The organism is Streptomyces soli (assembly GCF_003999195.1).
GTDB classification, from domain to species: Bacteria; Actinomycetota; Actinomycetes; order Streptomycetales; family Streptomycetaceae; genus Actinacidiphila; species Actinacidiphila soli.
In genome coordinates this window covers 1-15,588 of sequence record NZ_RJVR01000057.1, presented here as the reverse complement: position 1 = coordinate 15,588, position 15,588 = coordinate 1, and the positions used below count along the sequence as shown (strand labels likewise).

Annotated in this window: 15 protein-coding genes and 2 pseudogenes; 12 read left to right on the top strand and 5 right to left on the bottom strand. The window is 71.7% G+C overall.

Features of this window, described 5'->3' with window-relative positions; genetic code table 11:
- Window positions 1-493 precede the first annotated feature (493 nt).
- Genes cobJ through cobC form a run of 5 tightly spaced genes read left to right on the top strand, consistent with a single transcriptional unit; the run spans window position 494 to window position 4,883 of the window.
- Complete coding sequence (gene cobJ / locus EFK10_RS04010) at window positions 494-2,167, top strand: precorrin-3B C(17)-methyltransferase (RefSeq protein WP_127354390.1); 1,674 nt, start codon at window positions 494-496, stop codon at window positions 2,165-2,167.
- Window positions 2,155-2,361, top strand: a complete 207-nt coding sequence (locus EFK10_RS04005) for a 4Fe-4S binding protein (protein ID WP_127354389.1) — start codon at window positions 2,155-2,157, stop codon at window positions 2,359-2,361. The genes cobJ and EFK10_RS04005 overlap by 13 nt, the downstream gene beginning before the upstream one ends.
- Window positions 2,358-2,954, top strand: a complete 597-nt coding sequence (locus EFK10_RS04000; RefSeq protein WP_127354388.1) for a precorrin-8X methylmutase — start codon at window positions 2,358-2,360, stop codon at window positions 2,952-2,954. Before EFK10_RS04005 ends, EFK10_RS04000 begins: the two co-directional genes overlap by 4 nt.
- Complete coding sequence (locus EFK10_RS03995; RefSeq protein WP_127354387.1) at window positions 2,951-3,853, top strand: sirohydrochlorin chelatase; 903 nt, start codon at window positions 2,951-2,953, stop codon at window positions 3,851-3,853. The genes EFK10_RS04000 and EFK10_RS03995 overlap by 4 nt, the downstream gene beginning before the upstream one ends.
- Window positions 3,843-4,883 (top strand): Rv2231c family pyridoxal phosphate-dependent protein CobC, encoded by a 1,041-nt coding sequence (gene cobC, locus EFK10_RS03990; RefSeq protein WP_127354386.1) that lies wholly within the window; start codon window positions 3,843-3,845, stop codon window positions 4,881-4,883. Before EFK10_RS03995 ends, cobC begins: the two co-directional genes overlap by 11 nt.
- A gap of 85 nt (window positions 4,884-4,968) precedes the next feature.
- On the opposite strand, the gene EFK10_RS03985 is transcribed toward cobC, so the two are convergent.
- From EFK10_RS03985 to EFK10_RS03975, 3 genes are all read right to left on the bottom strand, one after another.
- A complete protein-coding gene (locus tag EFK10_RS03985) occupies window positions 4,969-5,907 on the bottom strand; it encodes an SCO1860 family LAETG-anchored protein (protein ID WP_127354385.1) in 939 nt (312 codons plus the stop codon).
- A gap of 306 nt (window positions 5,908-6,213) precedes the next feature.
- A complete protein-coding gene (locus tag EFK10_RS03980; protein ID WP_127354384.1) occupies window positions 6,214-6,843 on the bottom strand; it encodes a hypothetical protein in 630 nt (209 codons plus the stop codon).
- A gap of 123 nt (window positions 6,844-6,966) precedes the next feature.
- Window positions 6,967-8,064 (bottom strand): amidohydrolase family protein, encoded by a 1,098-nt coding sequence (locus EFK10_RS03975; protein WP_127354383.1) that lies wholly within the window; start codon window positions 8,062-8,064, stop codon window positions 6,967-6,969.
- A gap of 37 nt (window positions 8,065-8,101) precedes the next feature.
- On the opposite strand from EFK10_RS03975, the gene EFK10_RS46970 reads away from it, so the two are divergent.
- The 5 genes from EFK10_RS46970 (at window position 8,102) to thpD (ending at window position 11,737) form a co-directional block, all read left to right on the top strand.
- On the top strand, window positions 8,102-8,263 hold the full coding sequence (locus EFK10_RS46970; protein WP_164835815.1) for a hypothetical protein: 162 nt from the start codon (window positions 8,102-8,104) through the stop codon (window positions 8,261-8,263).
- Between the two features lie 324 nt (window positions 8,264-8,587).
- The gene (gene ectA, locus EFK10_RS03970; RefSeq protein ID WP_127354382.1) at window positions 8,588-9,082 is read left to right on the top strand and encodes a diaminobutyrate acetyltransferase; all 495 of its coding nucleotides are present in this window, start codon (window positions 8,588-8,590) and stop codon (window positions 9,080-9,082) included.
- Between the two features lie 39 nt (window positions 9,083-9,121).
- Window positions 9,122-10,441 (top strand): diaminobutyrate--2-oxoglutarate transaminase, encoded by a 1,320-nt coding sequence (gene ectB / locus EFK10_RS03965; RefSeq protein WP_127354381.1) that lies wholly within the window; start codon window positions 9,122-9,124, stop codon window positions 10,439-10,441.
- Between the two features lie 17 nt (window positions 10,442-10,458).
- Entirely contained in the window at window positions 10,459-10,857 is a 399-nt protein-coding gene (locus tag EFK10_RS03960; RefSeq protein ID WP_127354380.1) for an ectoine synthase, read from the top strand.
- A gap of 1 nt (window position 10,858) precedes the next feature.
- Entirely contained in the window at window positions 10,859-11,737 is an 879-nt protein-coding gene (gene thpD, locus EFK10_RS03955) for an ectoine hydroxylase (protein WP_127354379.1), read from the top strand.
- Window positions 11,738-11,785: 48 nt separating this feature from the next.
- Here thpD and EFK10_RS03950 read toward each other — a convergent pair whose 3' ends face one another.
- Complete coding sequence (locus EFK10_RS03950) at window positions 11,786-13,312, bottom strand: aldehyde dehydrogenase (NADP(+)) (RefSeq protein ID WP_127354378.1); 1,527 nt, start codon at window positions 13,310-13,312, stop codon at window positions 11,786-11,788.
- Window positions 13,313-13,423: 111 nt separating this feature from the next.
- Here EFK10_RS03950 and EFK10_RS03945 point away from each other — a divergent pair, with 111 nt between their 5' ends.
- Window positions 13,424-14,191, top strand: coding sequence for an IclR family transcriptional regulator (locus EFK10_RS03945; protein ID WP_127354377.1), 768 nt, complete (start codon window positions 13,424-13,426; stop codon window positions 14,189-14,191).
- A 17-nt stretch (window positions 14,192-14,208) separates the two neighbouring features.
- On the opposite strand, the pseudogene EFK10_RS03940 reads toward EFK10_RS03945, so the two are convergent.
- Window positions 14,209-14,499: pseudogene (locus tag EFK10_RS03940) on the bottom strand (glycosyl hydrolase 53 family protein); the annotation flags it as partial.
- On the opposite strand from EFK10_RS03940, the pseudogene EFK10_RS03935 reads away from it, so the two are divergent.
- Window positions 14,474-15,483, top strand: a pseudogene (locus tag EFK10_RS03935) (S66 family peptidase). The pseudogenes EFK10_RS03940 and EFK10_RS03935 sit on opposite strands and share 26 nt — an antisense overlap.
- Window positions 15,484-15,588 lie beyond the last annotated feature (105 nt).

Genomic DNA, 15,588 nt, shown 5'->3' with positions numbered 1-15,588 from the left:
GTTGCCGGGGGTGCGTCGGCGGCCCGAGGCACGTGGCCGGGTTGTGCCAGCCGGTTCCGCCTGGCGGAACGTTCTCCCAAAGCCCGAGGTCGACTGCAGAGCGCAGCGGGCCGGGCGGCCTGTGCCGGGTGCGCCTGATTGTGCCCTGGGTCTGGGGCGCCACCGGGCAGCCTCCTCAGCGCTTGAACGTCACCGGGGGCGTTGTGTTGCCCCCCGTGTGTTCTCGTCGCTTCCGGGGGCAACCCGGCGCACCCTCTCAACTTGTCGCGCGGCAGCGGCTCGGTGGGGGTCCTGTTCTGGCAGAAGATCCACCCGAAGGGCCGCGGCCGCCGACCGCGAACAACCACCCATGAGAGGCCAGAAGCCGACGGGCCGGCGAACAGGCGGGCGGGCGGGAGGAAGCCCGCCGCAGGCGCAACGACGCCGCACGTGGCAACGAACCCCGGCGCAGGCGGCACCAGCCGCACCGCACAACCACCGAAGGAGCAACACAGTGATCGGCCTGATATCCGCCACCGCGGCGGGACAGCGCGGCTGCGAGCAGCTCGCGGCCGCCTGGCCGGACCGTACGCGGCTGTACGGCGGCCCGGTCCGCGAGGCCGTGACACAAGCCTTCACCGAGTGTGAGCAGTTGGTGTGCTTCCTGGCGACCGGAGCGGTGGTGCGGCTCGTTGCGCCGCTGCTCGAGGGCAAGGCGGCCGACCCGGGCGTGGTGTGCGTCGACGAGGCGCAGCGGCACGCGGTCGCGCTGCTGGGCGGGCACGGGGGCGGGGCGAATGCACTTGCGGAGGCGGTGTCGGACGTGCTCGGTACGGCGCCGGTGATCACGACGGCTACGGATGCCACGGACGCAGCTGGGCTCGACATGCTCGGGCTGCCGGTCGAGGGCGCGGTGGCGGCCGTAAGCCGCGCAATGCTCGACGGTGAGCCGGTCGCGCTGCGGGCGGACGCCATCTGGCCGTTGCCCGCGCTTCCGCCCAACGTGGGGGCGGCCGGGGAGGCCGAACTGCTGGTGACCGACCGCGTCTTGGCCGAGAGGGACCGGACCGCCGTGCTGCGGCCGCCGTCGCTCGTGGTGGGGGTCGGGGCCAGCCGGGGTGTGCGTGCCGACGAGGTGCTGGCGATCGTTGAAACTGCCCTGGCGGAAGGGGGGTTGTCGCCGAAGTCGGTGGCCGCGCTTGCGACGGTGGACGCCAAGGCGGACGAGGCGGGGATCGTGGCGGCGGCGGAGCGGCTGGGGGTGCCCCTGGAGACGTACGGGGCCGAGGTGTTGGCCGGCATCGCGGTGCCGAACCCGTCGGCGGCGCCCCTCGCGGCGGTGGGGACGCCGTCCGTGGCGGAGGCGGCGGCGCTGGCGGCGGCGCCCGGCGGTGAACTGGTGGTCCAGAAGCGGAAGTCGGCGATGGCCACGGCGGCCGTGGCGCGGCGGCGTCCGCGCGGGCGGCTGGCGGTGGTCGGGCTGGGCCCGGGCGCGCGGGACCTGGTGACGCCGCGGGCCCGTGAGGAGCTGCGGCGGGCGTCGGTCGTGGTGGGCCTGGACCAGTACGTGGACCAGATCCGGGATCTGCTGCGCCCGGGCACCCGGACCCTGGAGTCCGGGCTGGGCGCGGAGGAGGAGCGGGCCCGTACGGCCGTGGCCGAGGCACGGGCGGGGTACGCGGTCGCGCTGATCGGGAGCGGGGACGCGGGGGTGTACGCGATGGCCTCCCCCGCCCTGGCCGAGGCGAGTGGCGACATCGACGTGGTGGGCGTACCCGGGGTGACGGCCGCGCTGGCGGCCGCCGCGATTCTGGGGGCGCCGCTGGGCCACGACCACGTGTCGATCAGCCTGTCGGATCTGCACACGCCGTGGGAGGTCATCGAGCGGCGGGTGCGGGCGGCGGCGGAGTCCGACCTCGTGGTCACCTTCTACAACCCGCGCAGCCGGGGCCGCGACTGGCAGCTTCCCAAGGCGCTGTCCATCCTGGCCGGCCACCGCACCCCGCAGACCCCGGTCGGCGTGGTCCACGCGGCCTCGCGCGCCGACGAGCGCAGCGAGGTCACGACCTTGGCCGCGCTGGACGTGACCACCGTCGACATGGTCACCGTGGTGACCATCGGCAACACCGCCACCCGCAATGTCGCCGGCCGCATGGTCACCCCGCGCGGCTACCGGTGGCAGGTGTGACGGCCCCGGTCCGCGTCACCTCGCGCTGCGCGGGCTGCGGGGCGTGTCTGCTGACGTGCCCGACGCACGCCATCCGGCCGCGGGGCGGGACGCTGCACGTGCTGGCGGAGCTGTGCACCGGGTGCGTGGAGTGCATCGAGGTGTGCCCGGTCGACGCCATTGAAGAGACGACCCTTACCGGAGGAGTCCGATGAGCCGGACGACGGTTCACCCGATCGAGCAGGAGTCGTTCCGCATTCTGCGGTCGCGGCTCGACACGTCACCACTTCCGCCGCTGACGCGCGCGGTGGTGGAGCGCGTGATCCACTCCAGCGCGGACCTGGACTACGCGGACGACCTGGTCTGCGACGAGCCGTCGCTCGTCACCGCGCACGCGGCGCTGCTCGCGGGCGCGCCGATCGTCGCGGACGTCGAGATGGTGGCCTCGGGGATCACCACCCGCAAGGCGGTCTGCCGCCTCAAGGAGGCCAAGTCCGGCCCCGCGCTGACTCGTTCGGCCCATGCGATCCGCCTCGCGTACGAGGAGGTGGGCCCCGGCGCCATATGGGTGATCGGGTGCGCGCCGACCGCGCTGGAGGAGCTGCTGACGCTCGAGGCGGCGGGTCCGGCCCTCGTGATCGGGCTGCCGGTCGGCTTCGTCGGCGCGGCGGAGAGCAAGGCGGCGCTGCGGGCCTCCGGCCTGCCCGCCGTCAGCAATGTCTCGGAGAAGGGCGGTTCTGCGGTGGCCGCGGCCGCGCTCAACGCCCTGCTCTATACGGAATACCCCAACAAGGAGAATCACCTGTGACCCCGCCCGCACCACCCGCACTCCTCCTCGTCGGCCATGGCACCCGTGACGACGCCGGGGCCGATGCGTTCCGCGCGTTCGTGGCGCAGCTCGGTGAGCGGAATCCGGGGCTGCCGGTCGGCGGCGGCTTCATCGAGCTGTCGCCGCCGCCACTGGCGGACGCCGTGGCCGAGCTGGTGGAGGGCGGCGCCCGCCGCTTCGCCGCCGTGCCGCTCGTGCTGGTGTCGGCCGGACACGCGAAGGGCGACATCCCGGCCGCGCTGGCCCGAGAAGAGCAGCGGCACCCTGGCACCTCGTACGCGTACGGGCGGCCCCTCGGCCCGCATCCGGGGCTGCTGGCGGTGCTGGAGCGGCGGCTGGACGAGGTGGTCGGCCTGGCCGAGCGCGAGGACACCACGGTGCTCGTCGTCGGCCGTGGCTCGACCGACCCGGACGCCAACGCCGAGGTCTGCAAGGTCGCCAGGCTGCTGTGGGAGGGCCGGGGGTTCGCGGGCGTGGAGACCGCCTTCGTGTCGCTGGCGGCGCCGGACGTGCCGTCGGGGCTCGACCGGTGCGCGAAGCTGGGCGCCAAGCGGGTCGTGGTGCTGCCGTACTTCCTGTTCACCGGGATCCTGCCGGAGCGCGTACGCCAGCAGGCGGAGGGCTGGGGGGCGGCACACCCGGAGGTGGCGCTGCGGCAGGCCGATGTCATCGGGCCGGAGCCGGAGTTGGCGGAGCTGGTGATGGAGCGGTACCGGGAGACGCTCAAGGGCGATCTGCGGATGAACTGCGACACCTGCATGTACCGCATCAAGCTGCCGGGGTTCGAGGACCGGGTCGGCTCGCCGCAGCAGCCGCACCACCACCCGGACGACCCGTCGCACTCCCACGGCCATCACCACCACGACCATGCCCACTGACGGCTACGATCTGCGCCACCACGGGGACCAGGAGGTCGGCGACGGCCTCGTCGACCTCGCCGTCAACGTCCGCACCGGTACGCCGCCGCCCTGGCTGAAGAAGCGCATCGCCGCCTCCCTCGACGGGCTCGCCGCCTACCCCGACGGCCGGGCGGCGCGCGACGCGGTGGCCGTACGGCACGGCCGGCCACCCGGCGAGGTGCTGCTGACGGCGGGTGCGGCGGAGGCCTTCGTCCTGCTCGCCCGGGCGTTGTCACCGCGCCGGGCGGTCGTGGTGCACCCGCAGTTCACCGAGCCGGAGGCGGCGCTGCTGGACGCCGGCCACGCGGTCGAGCGGGTGCTGCTCAGCGGCTCCGACGGCTTCCGGCTCGACCCGGCGCTGGTTCCCGATGACGCCGACCTGGTCGTCATCGGCAACCCGACCAACCCGACGTCCGTACTGCACCCGGCCGCCGACATCGCCGCGCTGGCCCGCCCCGGCCGGACCCTGGTGGTCGACGAGGCCTTCATGGACGCGGTCCCGGGCGAGTCCGAGTCCCTGGCCGGGCGGCGCGATCTGCCCGGGCTGGTGGTGCTGCGCAGCCTCACCAAGACCTGGGGGCTGGCGGGGCTGCGGATCGGCTACGTGCTGGCGGACCCGGCGCGCATCGGCGAGTTGGAGCGCGCCCAGCCGCTGTGGGCGGTGTCCACGCCGGGGCTGACCGCCATCTCGGCGTGCGTGGAGTCCGCCGCGCTGGCCGAGGCGGCGGAGGCGGCGCTGCGCATCGCGGCCGACCGCGAGTATCTCGCCGCCCGGCTGCGGGAGTTCGCTGGGCTGGAGATCGCGGGCGACGCGCCTGCGGGGCCTTTCCTGCTCGTACGGCTGCCGGGTGCGGACGTCGTACGCGAGCGGCTGCGGGACCTCGGCTTCGCGGTGCGGCGGGCCGATACGTTCCCTGGGCTGGGCCCGGAGTGGCTGCGGGTCGCCGTGCGGGACCGGGACACCACGGATCGGTTCGCGGAGGCGCTGGGCAAGGCGCTGGTGGGCTGAACACCGGTAGTGGTGGAGGGCGGCGCCGGACACGTCGCCGCCCTCCACGTTTCCCCCCGGCCCCCTGTCCCCCCCGGGGTCCGGGTCAGTCCCGGACGTTCACCGTGGCCGGCTTGCGGCGGCGGGCGGCGTAGACCACGGCGCCGCCGATGGCGAGCAGGCCGGCCGCGCCTGCTGCGAGGTACGGGGTGGCGGAGCTGCCGCCGGTCTCGGCGAGGTTCTGTTCGCTGGTGGCGACGTTCTGGGCCTTGGCCTTGGTTCCAGTGCCGGTTCCGGTGCCGCTTCCCGCGCCGGTGCTCGTACCGGGGCTGGGATCGGAGCTACCGCCCGTCGAACTGCCGGCCTTCGGCGACTCGCAGGTCGCCTTGGCCAGCGTGACCGTCCCGTTCACTTCGGCCACGTTGAGGTTGAGCGGGTTGACCGACACCGTCAGTTCGAGCGCGGTGGCCGCCGCCGTACGCGAAGTCACCTCCCGCTTCGACAGATCAAGCCGGACCTCACCGACCCCCGGCACCGTGACCTTGGTCGTACCGCCCGTGCTGACCGTCACCCTCTTGCCGAGGACGGCCACATGTCCCAGCAGATTCGATTCGGCCGTCGGCTGCTTGCCGGCCTCGCAGGTGGCTCTGGACGTCACCGTCCCGACTTTGATCAGGCCGATCAGCGGCAGGCCCGGGACATGGACCTGCGCGTTGACCAGATTCACGTATCCCTCGGCCTTGTGCTTGTCCGCCGTGGCCCGCGCGGTGGCGACGTCGGCGCGCACCACGCTGAACGGCTTGCCACCGTCGACCCCGTCGAGCTTGGCGATCAGGGCGGTCTGGCCGGCGTCGGCGGGCGCGTGCACGTCGTTGAGCGAGAGATTCAGCGGCACGTCGACCGTGTTGTTGAGCAGCGAGACATCGAGCCCGGTCCGCAGGACAACGGCCGTGGCCTTTCCGCTGCTGCTCGTGTTCCCCGTCGCGTGTGCGGTGGCCGCGGGCGCCAGAGCGAGCGTGCCTGCCGCGAGTGCGACGACGGGCATGCTGAAGGCAGTGCTGTACAAGGTGGAAAACCCCCAACTGGCATGGGTCGTCGACGCTTGCTGATGGGGACAGCGCGTTCGCGACGACCTTGACGCACGTAATGATTTACGTACTGAGAGTGAACTGGCGACTACCTGGCGCCAGTTCACTCCAAAGGGTGGTTTTCGCCCGCATATTCGAACCTTTCGGTACGCCCATTCCCATCCGTCACCCGTTCAACGGGGTGACGCCTCCCACCTCCCTTGACGCGCCGCGGCGCACACCGTGGTGAGCAACGAGCGCCTCGCACTCCGGGTCACGCAGCGTCAACTCGCGTACTCCCTCGCGTAGGCGATCAGCGTCGCGAAGTCGATCGCACCGGGATCCCCATGGAGGTTCTCGGGGACGTGGCAGTGCCCGCACACTCCCTTGAAGCCGTTCCACGTCCGCCCCGACATCCGCTCCCCGTTGTGGGCCCCGTACGACTCGGGATACGGCTTCCACACCTTGGGCCCGCTCAGCGGCACGTCGTGTTCCTCGCTCATCCAGGCCAGGAACCGCGCCAGTTCACGCAGGGCCCAGTCCGGTGCCTCCGGCCAGTAGAGGTGCGGGCTGCCCCCCCCCCACCGGTGATGCCGGCCCGGGTCGCAGGTGCCCACCAGCTCGACCTGGCAGACGTTTAGCGTGTTGGTCTCCACGCCGACCGGCAGGTTGGCCAGCGCGCGCGACGAGATGTCGATGTCGAAGTGCTGGTACCACTTCAGCTTCTCCGCCCCGAAGTCCGGGACCGCCGTCAGATTGGGCGCATTGCTGCCGCCTTCGTACGACGGGACGGTCCGGCACTCGGTCGTGTGGAGGACGACGACGTTGACCTCCATGGCGTCGCCGCCGAAGTCGTCCTGGTACCAGTAACGCAGCGATGCGCCCGGGAACTTCTGTGGTCCTCGCCTGGTCATGGCGGTTCCCCGTCCTGTGTGCTTTCTGACCGGTTGCTTCCGATGTCAACACGGACGGGGCAAGCGGATCCGTCGGTTCCGCCAGGGATCACCCGAATTGGGGTTCTGATTTCCCGCCGGTTCCTACCCGACCACCCGGCCCCGCAGGACCGCCCGGCGCGGGGCGGCCAGGACGCGTACGTCCTCGCGGGGGTCGGAGGGGAGAACGACGAGGTCGGCGGAGGCGCCCTCGGTGAGGGAGGGGCGGCCGAGCCATTCGCGCGCCCCCCAGGTGGCGGCCGACAGGGCGGCGGTGGGCGGGAGGCCGGCGCGGACGAGCTCGGCGACCTCGTCGGGAATGAGGCCGTGGGCGAGGGAGCCGCCGGCGTCGGTGCCCGCGAAGACGGGGATGCCGGCGTCGTAGGCGGAGCGGACGGTGTCGTAGCGGCGGGCGTGGAGGCGCCGCATGTGGTCGGCCCAGCGGGGGAACTTGGCGTCGGCGGGGGCCGCGAGCTGCGGGAAGGTGGCGATGTTGACCAGGGTGGGGACGACGGCGACGCCACGCTCGGCGAAGAGCGGGATGGTGTCGTCGGTCAGGCCGGTGGCGTGCTCGATGCAGTCGATGCCGGCCTCGACCAGGTCCCGGAGGGAGTCCTCGGCGAAGCAGTGCGCCGTGACCCGGGCGCCCTCCTCGTGGGCGGCGGCGATCGCGGCCTCGACGGCGCCGCGCGGCCAGCAGGCGGTCAGATCGCCGGCCTCGCGGTCGATCCAGTCGCCGACCAGCTTGACCCAGCCGTCGCCGCGCCGGGCCTCCTGGCGGACATAGGCGACCAGGTCCTCGGGCTCGATCTCCCAGGCGAAGTCACGGATGTAGCGCCGGGTGCGGGCGATGTGGCGGCCGGCACGGATGATCCGGGGCAGGTCCTCGCGATCGTCGACCCAGCGGGTGTCGGAGGGCGACCCGGCGTCGCGGAGGAGAAGGGTGCCGGCGTCCCGGTCGGTGAGGGCCTGCTTCTCGGCGGTGGCCGCATCGACGGCGCCCTGCTGGCCGAGGCCGACATGGCAGTGGGCGTCGACCAGGCCGGGCAGGACCCAGCCGTCGACGGTCACCGCATCGCGGGTGCCGGTCGGCCGGTCGTAGCTGATCCGGCCGTCGATCACCCACAGCTCGTCCCGTACGTCCCCGTCGTCGGGGCCGGTGAGGACCCGGCCCCTGATGTGCAGCACCTCGCGTTCTCCCATGCCATGCACTCTACGAGGCACCGGTTACCCTCGGCCCATGGCACATCCCCTCCTTGATCAGCTGCCCCCGATGACCGCTGCCCGCTTCGCCGGCCAGTACAACCACGCACAGGGCGGCCGTGACACCGGCGGCGACCTCTACGCGGCGCAGGGGGACGGCTCCGATGGCACGGTGGAAGTCCGCGGCGACTTCTACTGAGCCTTTGCGGGCGGATGCTTCCCCCTATTCCGACGGGCACTCCTCCCGGAATTCCAAGTGAATTCCCGGCAATTGTCACCGGATATTCCTCCGACACACTCCTGCCCAATCGATCACGGGCCAAACGCCAAGATTTCGTGAACGTCTCACGGTGATTTCCCATGTGTGACCGACCCCACATCCGGACCGTTCTGTCCGGTATTGTGCTGATAAATACCCCCGATACCCGGCCACTCTCACGCACGCGTGATAACCGATGAAGTCCGCCGCGTAAAGGCCATTGCCCCGTGCAATTCCAATTTCCACTCGGTAGCTTCGTGCCGCATGACCGCCGCAACGCAATTGCTGCTCGACATCCCGGATATCGGGGACGGTGCCGCGCTCTGGCGTATCGCCCGCGATTCGGACGCCCTCGACCTCAACTCCTCGTACAGCTATCTCCTCTGGTGCCGCGACTTCGCCCGCACCTCGGTGGTGGCGCGCGGGGACGGCGGCGAGCCGGTGGGCTTCGCGACCGGCTACGTACGGCCCGACCGGCCGGAGACGCTGGTGGTGTGGCAGGTCGCGGTGGACCGCGCGCACCGTGGCCGGGGGCTGGCCGGCGCGATGCTGGACGACCTGGCGCAGCGCGTGGTCGCCGAGGGCGTACGGGGCGTCGAGACGACGATCACGCCGGACAACGAGGCCTCGCACCGCCTGTTCATGTCCTTCGGCGAGCGGCACGGCGCCCGCATCGAGCGCGAAGTGCTGTTCGACGGTGCCCTGTTCCCCGACGGGCACGAGCCCGAGTTGCTGTACCGCATCGAGCCGATCGCCTGACTTTCCCCCATCCCCCCACGCACATCGTAAGGATCTGGAATGACCATCACCCCGCCCGTCATGACCGTTTTCGAGACCCTGGAGTCCGAGGTACGCAGCTACTGCCGTGGCTGGCCCGCCGTGTTCGACCGCGCGCAGGGCAGCTGGATGTACGACGAGGACGGCCACGGCTACCTGGACTTCTTCTCCGGCGCCGGAGCGCTCAACTACGGGCACAACAACCCGGTCCTCAAACGCGCCCTGCTGGACTACCTGGAACGCGACGGCGTCACCCACGGCCTGGACATGAGCACCACCGCCAAGCGGGCCTTCCTGGAGCGCTTCCAGGACCTGGTGCTGCGCCCGCGCGGCCTGGACTACAAGGTGATGTTCCCCGGCCCCACCGGTACCAACGCCGTGGAGGCCGCGCTGAAGCTGGCCCGCAAGGTCAAGGGCCGTGAGTCGGTCGTGTCGTTCACCAACGCCTTCCACGGCATGTCGCTGGGCTCGCTCGCCGTCACCGGCAACTCGATGAAGCGGGCGGGCGCCGGCATCCCCCTCGTCCATGGCACGCCGATGCCGTTCGACAACTACTTCGCGGGCCGCGTCCCGGACTTCCTGTGGTTCGAACGGCTGCTTGAGGACCAGGGATCGGGGCTCAACAAGCCCGCCGCCGTGATCGTCGAGACCATCCAGGGCGAGGGCGGCATCAACGTCGCCCGCCCGGAGTGGCTGCGCGGCCTGGCCGACCTGTGCAAGCGGCGCGACATGCTGCTGATCGTCGACGACATCCAGATGGGCTGCGGCCGCACGGGGACCTTCTTCTCCTTCGAGGAGGCCGGGATCGTCCCCGACATCGTCACCCTCTCCAAGTCCATCGGCGGCTACGGCATGCCCATGTCGCTGGCCCTGTTCAAGCCCGAGCTCGACATCTGGGAGCCCGGCGAGCACAACGGCACCTTCCGGGGCAACAACCCGGCCTTCGTCACCGCGACCGCCGCCCTGGACACGTACTGGGCCGACAGCGGCATGGAGAAGCAGACCATCGCGCGCGGCGAGCAGATCGAGGCGGCCCTGCGGCAGATCTGCGACGAGCACGCCCGCCCGTCGCCCGCCACCACCCCTTCAACGAGCGCTTCGCGCGCCCCTCTTACTGCCGGGGCCGAGTACCGGGGCCGTGGCATGGCATGGGGGCTGGAGTTCACCGACACCGGCCGCGCCGAGAGGGTCTGCGCCCGCGCCTTCGAACTCGGCCTGCTCGTCGAGACCTCGGGCCCGCAGAGCGAGGTCGTCAAGCTGCTGCCCGCCCTGACCATCACCCCCGAAGAGCTGGACGAGGGGTTGCGTACCCTCGCCCGCGCCATCCGCGAGACCGCGTAAGGAAGGAGAACGCAGAGATGATCGTCCGTTCCCTGAAGGACATCGAAGGCACCGACCGCGACATCGCCGCCGAGGGCGGCACCTGGCGCAGCAAGCGCATCATCCTGGCCCGCGAGGGCGTCGGCTTCTCCATGCACGAGACCGTCATGTACGCGGGCACCGAGACCTCCATGTGGTACGCGAACCACATCGAGGCCGTCCTCTGCGTCGAAGGCGAGGGCGAGTTGACCAACGACGAGACCGGCGAGACGCACCGGATCTCCCCCGGCACGCTCTATCTCCTCGACGGTCACGAGCGGCACACCATGCGGCCGAGGACCGATCTGCGCTTCGTGTGCGTCTTCAACCCGCCCGTCACCGGCCGCGAGGAGCACGACGAGAACGGCGTCTACCCCCTGCTGACGGGGGGAGTCTGAGATGACGACGACGACACAACCGGCCGACCTGTACCCGACCCGGGGCGCCACCGAGGTGATCAGCCCCCGCCAGGACCCCGTCGTCTGGGGCGAGTCGGGAGCGGCGGACCTGCGTGACTACGACCGTGACGGCTTCCTGACGGTCGATCAGCTGATGACGCCCACCGAGGTGAAGACCTACCGCGCCGAACTCGATCGGCTGCTCGCCGATCCCGCCGTGCGCGCCGACGAGCGGGCGGTGATCGAGCCGAAGTCCCAGGAGATCCGCTCCGTCTTCGAGGTGCACAAGCTCAGCGAGGTCTTCGCCGGTCTGGTCCGCGACACCCGCCTGCTGGACTACGCCCGCCGGATCCTCGGCTCCGACGTCTACGTCCACCAGAGTCGTGTCAACGTCAAGCCGGGCTTCGGCGCCTCCGGCTTCTACTGGCACTCGGACTTCGAGACCTGGCACGCCGAGGACGGCCTCCCCCGGATGCGTACGGTCTCCGTCTCCATCGCCCTGACGGAGAACCACGCCACCAACGGCGGCCTGATGATCATGCCTGGCTCGCACCGCACCTTCCTCGGCTGCGCGGGCGAGACCCCCGCCGACAACTACCGGCAGTCCCTGAAGATGCAGGAGGCCGGCACCCCGTCCGACGCCGCGCTCACGGAGCTGGCCGGGCGGCACGGCATCAAGCTCTTCACCGGCCCGGCCGGCTCGGCGACCTGGTTCGACTGCAACTGCATGCACGGGTCCGGCGACAACATCACACCGTTCCCACGCAGCAACGTCTTCATCGTCTTCAACAGCGTGGAGAACGCCGCCGTCGAGCCCTACGCGGCCCCGGTGCGCCGACCCGACTTCATCGGCGCCCGGGACTTCGAGCCCGTCGGGTAACCCCGGCGGACCGGGGGGCGGCCGCCGGCGGGCGGCCGCCCCCCGGCATCAGGCCTCGCGGTGGCCGTCCACCCGGCGCGGCAGGCCGAGCGGGTTGTCGTCGCGGAGCTCGGTCGGGAGGAGGGCTGCCGGGGCGTCCTGGTAGACGACGGGGCGGAGCCAGCGCTCGATGGCGGTGCCGCCGACGGAGGTGGAGGTGGAGGTGGTGGCGGGGTAGGGGCCGCCGTGGTGCATGGCGGGGGCGACGGCGACGCCGGTAGGCCAGCCGTTGACCACGACGCGTCCGGCGAGGGGGGTGAGGCGGGCGAGGAGGTCGGCGCCGGGGCCGTCTCCGGAGGCCTCGGCCTCGCTGATGTGGGCGGTGGCGGTGAGGTTGCCGGGGAGGCGGCCGAGGACGGCCTCGAGCTCGCCGGGGGTGGCGTAGCGGGCGACGACCGTGACGGGGCCGAAGCACTCCTCCAGCAGGGCGTCGTAGTCACCCGGCTCCGTGAGCCGGGCCGCCGGTACGGAGACGAAGCCAGGGCGCACCAGGTGCTCGCCGCCGTCGCCGGGCTCGACGGGGGCCTGGACGCCGGGGAGTTCGGCGCGTTCGCGGACGCCGGCGATGAAGTTGTCCCGCATCCGGGCGTCGAGGAGGGTGCCGGCGGGGGCGTCGGAGACGGCGCCGGTGAGGGACTTGAGCAGCCGGTCACCCGCCTCTCCCTCCGGGGCGAGGACCAGGCCGGGCTTGACGCAGAACTGGCCGACGCCGAGCGTCAGGGATCCGGCGAGGCCGGCGCCGATCTGCTCGGCGCGCTCCTCTGCGGCGGCCTCGGTGATCACCACCGGGTTGAGGGAGCCCAGTTCGCCGTGGAAGGGGATGGGCACGGGCCGGGCGGCGGCCGCGTCGAACAGCGCCCGGCCGCCCCGTACGGAGCCGGTGAAGCCGGCCGCCGAGACCAGCGGGTGCTTGACCAGCTCAACGCCGGCCTCGAAGCCGTGCACGACCGCCACCACGTCCACCGGGAGGCCCACCGCGACAGCGGCGCGCCGCAGCGCGTCGGCGCACAGCTCCGAGGTGGCCGGGTGGTCGGGGTGGGCCTTGACGACGACCGGGCAGCCGGCCGCCAGCGCGCTCGCCGTGTCGCCGCCGGGGACGGAGAAGGCGAGCGGGAAGTTGCTTGCCGAGTAGACCGCGACGACGCCCAGCGGGATCTTGTAGCGCCGCAGGTCGGGGCGCGGGGGCGCCAGCGAGGGATCGGCGTGGTCGATGATCACGTCGAGGAAGGCGCCCTCGTCCACGATGTCGGCGAAGGCCCGCAACTGGTAGGTGGTGCGGCCGAGTTCGCCGGTGAGCCGGCCCGGGCCGAGTGCGGTTTCGGCGTCGGCGGCCTCCAGGATGCGGGGGCCGGCCTCTTCCAGGAAGTCGGCGGCGGTGCGCAGCAGCCGGGCGCGTACGATCCGGTCGGCCAGCGCCGGGGCGGCGGCTGCCGCCGCCCGTACGACCGCGTCGATCTCCTCGGCGGTAGCTTCTACGGCGACCTGCTCCCGCTGCTTCCCGGTACGGGGATCTACGCTCCACACTGGTACAGCCATCGCGGTGCCTCCACCTTATACTTCGTTCGATATACTGAACAGCGTCTGTAACCGTGAACTGTGTCGGGAGCCTACTTCCGGGCATCCCGGCCGAACAAGAGGGGTCGACCGATGGCTGCTGGTGACGCCGGAGCGCAGGTCAAGTCGGCGGTCCGTACCGTGGAGCTGCTGGAGTTCTTCGCCGGGAGCCCCGGCATGCACAGCCTTGCCGCCGTGCAGGAGGCCGTCGGATACCCCAAGTCCAGCCTCTACATGCTGCTGCGCACGCTCGTCGAGCTCGGCTGGATCGAGACCGACGCCACCGGCACGCGCTACGGGATCGGCGTACGGGCCCTGCTCGTCGGCACCTCGTACATCGACGGCGACGAGGTGGTCGCGGCCGCCCGCCCGGCCCTCGACCGGCTCTCGGACGACACCAGCGAGACCATCCACCTCGCCCGCCTCGACGGCACCAACGTGGTCTACCTCGCCACCCGCCAGTCCCAGCACTATCTGCGCCCCTTCACACGCGTCGGCCGCCGCCTCCCCGCCCACTCGACCTCCCTGGGCAAGGCGTTGCTCGCGACGTACACCGACGAGCAGGTCCGCAAGCTGCTCCCGGAGACCCTGGACCCGCTGACCGAGCACACCCACACCGACCGCGAGAAGCTCATCCTCGAACTCCAGCAGATCCGCGAGCAGGGCTACGCGATCGACCGCGAGGAGAACACCCTCGGCCTGCGCTGTTACGGCGTCGCGATCCCCTACCGCACCCCCGCCCGGGACGCGATCAGCTGCTCGGTCCCGGTGGCCCGGCTGACCCCGGCACACGAGCAGATGATCAAGGACGCGCTCTTCGACGCCCGCGACCGGCTGACGCTCGCCACGCGGCGGCTCTGACGCGGGGCTCTGACGCCTCAGCGGTGGTTGAACCACCTCATCGTCGGCAGCGCCCTGTCGCCGTAGTCGAACAGTGCCTGGTTCTCCCACGCGTCGCCCGATGACGGGTCGGCGGGATCCCAGCCGTTGCCGGTGACGGCGGTCCAGGTCGGCTCCCAGTAGAAGACGCCCAGGCCGAGGCCGTTGGGGACGGCCTCGACGACGTTCATGATATCCCGCAGGTTCGCCGCCTGCCCGGCGGGCGTGGCCGGGTAGCCGGAGACGAGCTGCGAGGAAGTCGCGATGTTGTTCTCCAGCGCGTCGTCAGCCGCCGGGCTGCCCGCGCTCTTCCCGCGACCGTACGAGCTGGGGCTGAGCCGGCTCGCCGAGGACTTCGGCCTCGTACTCCGGTGGAGTACGCGACGACCCGCCGGATGGACGCGAGCCCGCAGGAGCGGGCGGCCGACATTCACGCGGCGTTCGCGGATCCGACGATCAAGGCGGTCTTCACGAGCATCGGCGGGGATGACCAGATCACGGTTCTGCGTCATCTGGACCGGGAGTTGGTCAAGGCCAATCCGAAGCCGTTCTTCGGCTGGAGCGACAACACCAACTTCCTTGTCTACCTGTGGAATTCGGGGATCGTCGGCTATTACGGCGGCGCCGTGATGGCGGAGTTCGGTCGCCCGGTCGCGATGCATCCGCTGACCGAAGGCGCGCTGCGCGCGGCGGTGTTCACCTCGGGTGAGGAGTACGAGCTGGCATCGCCCGGTGAGACGCGGTACGTGGCCGGGCGGTGGGAGGACCCGGCGACCTTCGAGGCGGCCCCGGCGATGGAGCCCGCCGGGGGCTGGATCTGGCACAACGCCGATCGCGTCGTCGAGGGCGTGAGCTGGGGCGGGTGCCTGGAGATCGTGTCCTGGCTGATGATGGCGGACCGGGAGATACTTCCGGCGGAGCGGTACGAGGGCTGCGTGCTCTTCCTGGAGACCTCGGAGGAGATGCCGAGTGCCGATGAGGTCTACCGGATCCTCCGGAACATGGGCGAGCGCGGTCTGCTCGCGCGGTTCCCGGCGCTGCTGATGGGCCGGCCGCAGAGCTGGTCCTTCGAGGCTCCGCTGGCGGCGGAGGAGCGTGGGCGTTACGTCTCCGGGCAGCGCGAGGCCGTCCTCCGCGCCCTCAAGGAGTACGCCCCCGACACCCTCGCCGTCCTCGACGTCGACCTCGGCCACACCGACCCGCGCATCGTCATGCCGTACGGCGGCCGGGTGCGGGTGGACGGGCTGGCGCGGCGGATCTTCGTCACCTACTGACCTGTACTCACGCCGAGGCCGGGGCGCCCCCGGCACGACGGACGGAGTCCGGCGCAGCCGTCCCGAAGCCTGCGAAGCAGTGCGAGGGCGGCGTGAAGGATCGGA

Excerpts from the sequence above, each read along its gene's own strand:
- EFK10_RS46970 (WP_164835815.1), top strand. The coding sequence starts at position 8,102 with ATGGCACATCCCCTCCTTGATCAGCTGCCCCCGATGACCGCTGCCCGC.
- ectB (WP_127354381.1), top strand. The coding sequence starts at position 9,122 with ATGACCATCACCCCGCCCGTCATGACCGTTTTCGAGACCCTGGAGTCC.
- EFK10_RS03975 (WP_127354383.1), bottom strand. The coding sequence starts at position 8,064 with ATGGGAGAACGCGAGGTGCTGCACATCAGGGGCCGGGTCCTCACCGGC.
- EFK10_RS03980 (WP_127354384.1), bottom strand. The coding sequence starts at position 6,843 with ATGACCAGGCGAGGACCACAGAAGTTCCCGGGCGCATCGCTGCGTTAC.
- EFK10_RS03950 (WP_127354378.1), bottom strand. The coding sequence starts at position 13,312 with ATGGCTGTACCAGTGTGGAGCGTAGATCCCCGTACCGGGAAGCAGCGG.
- EFK10_RS03945 (WP_127354377.1), top strand. The coding sequence starts at position 13,424 with ATGGCTGCTGGTGACGCCGGAGCGCAGGTCAAGTCGGCGGTCCGTACC.
- EFK10_RS03985 (WP_127354385.1), bottom strand. The coding sequence starts at position 5,907 with ATGCCCGTCGTCGCACTCGCGGCAGGCACGCTCGCTCTGGCGCCCGCG.
- thpD (WP_127354379.1), top strand. The coding sequence starts at position 10,859 with ATGACGACGACGACACAACCGGCCGACCTGTACCCGACCCGGGGCGCC.
- EFK10_RS03960 (WP_127354380.1), top strand. The coding sequence starts at position 10,459 with ATGATCGTCCGTTCCCTGAAGGACATCGAAGGCACCGACCGCGACATC.
- EFK10_RS04000 (WP_127354388.1), top strand. The coding sequence starts at position 2,358 with ATGAGCCGGACGACGGTTCACCCGATCGAGCAGGAGTCGTTCCGCATT.
- ectA (WP_127354382.1), top strand. The coding sequence starts at position 8,588 with ATGACCGCCGCAACGCAATTGCTGCTCGACATCCCGGATATCGGGGAC.
- cobC (WP_127354386.1), top strand. The coding sequence starts at position 3,843 with ATGCCCACTGACGGCTACGATCTGCGCCACCACGGGGACCAGGAGGTC.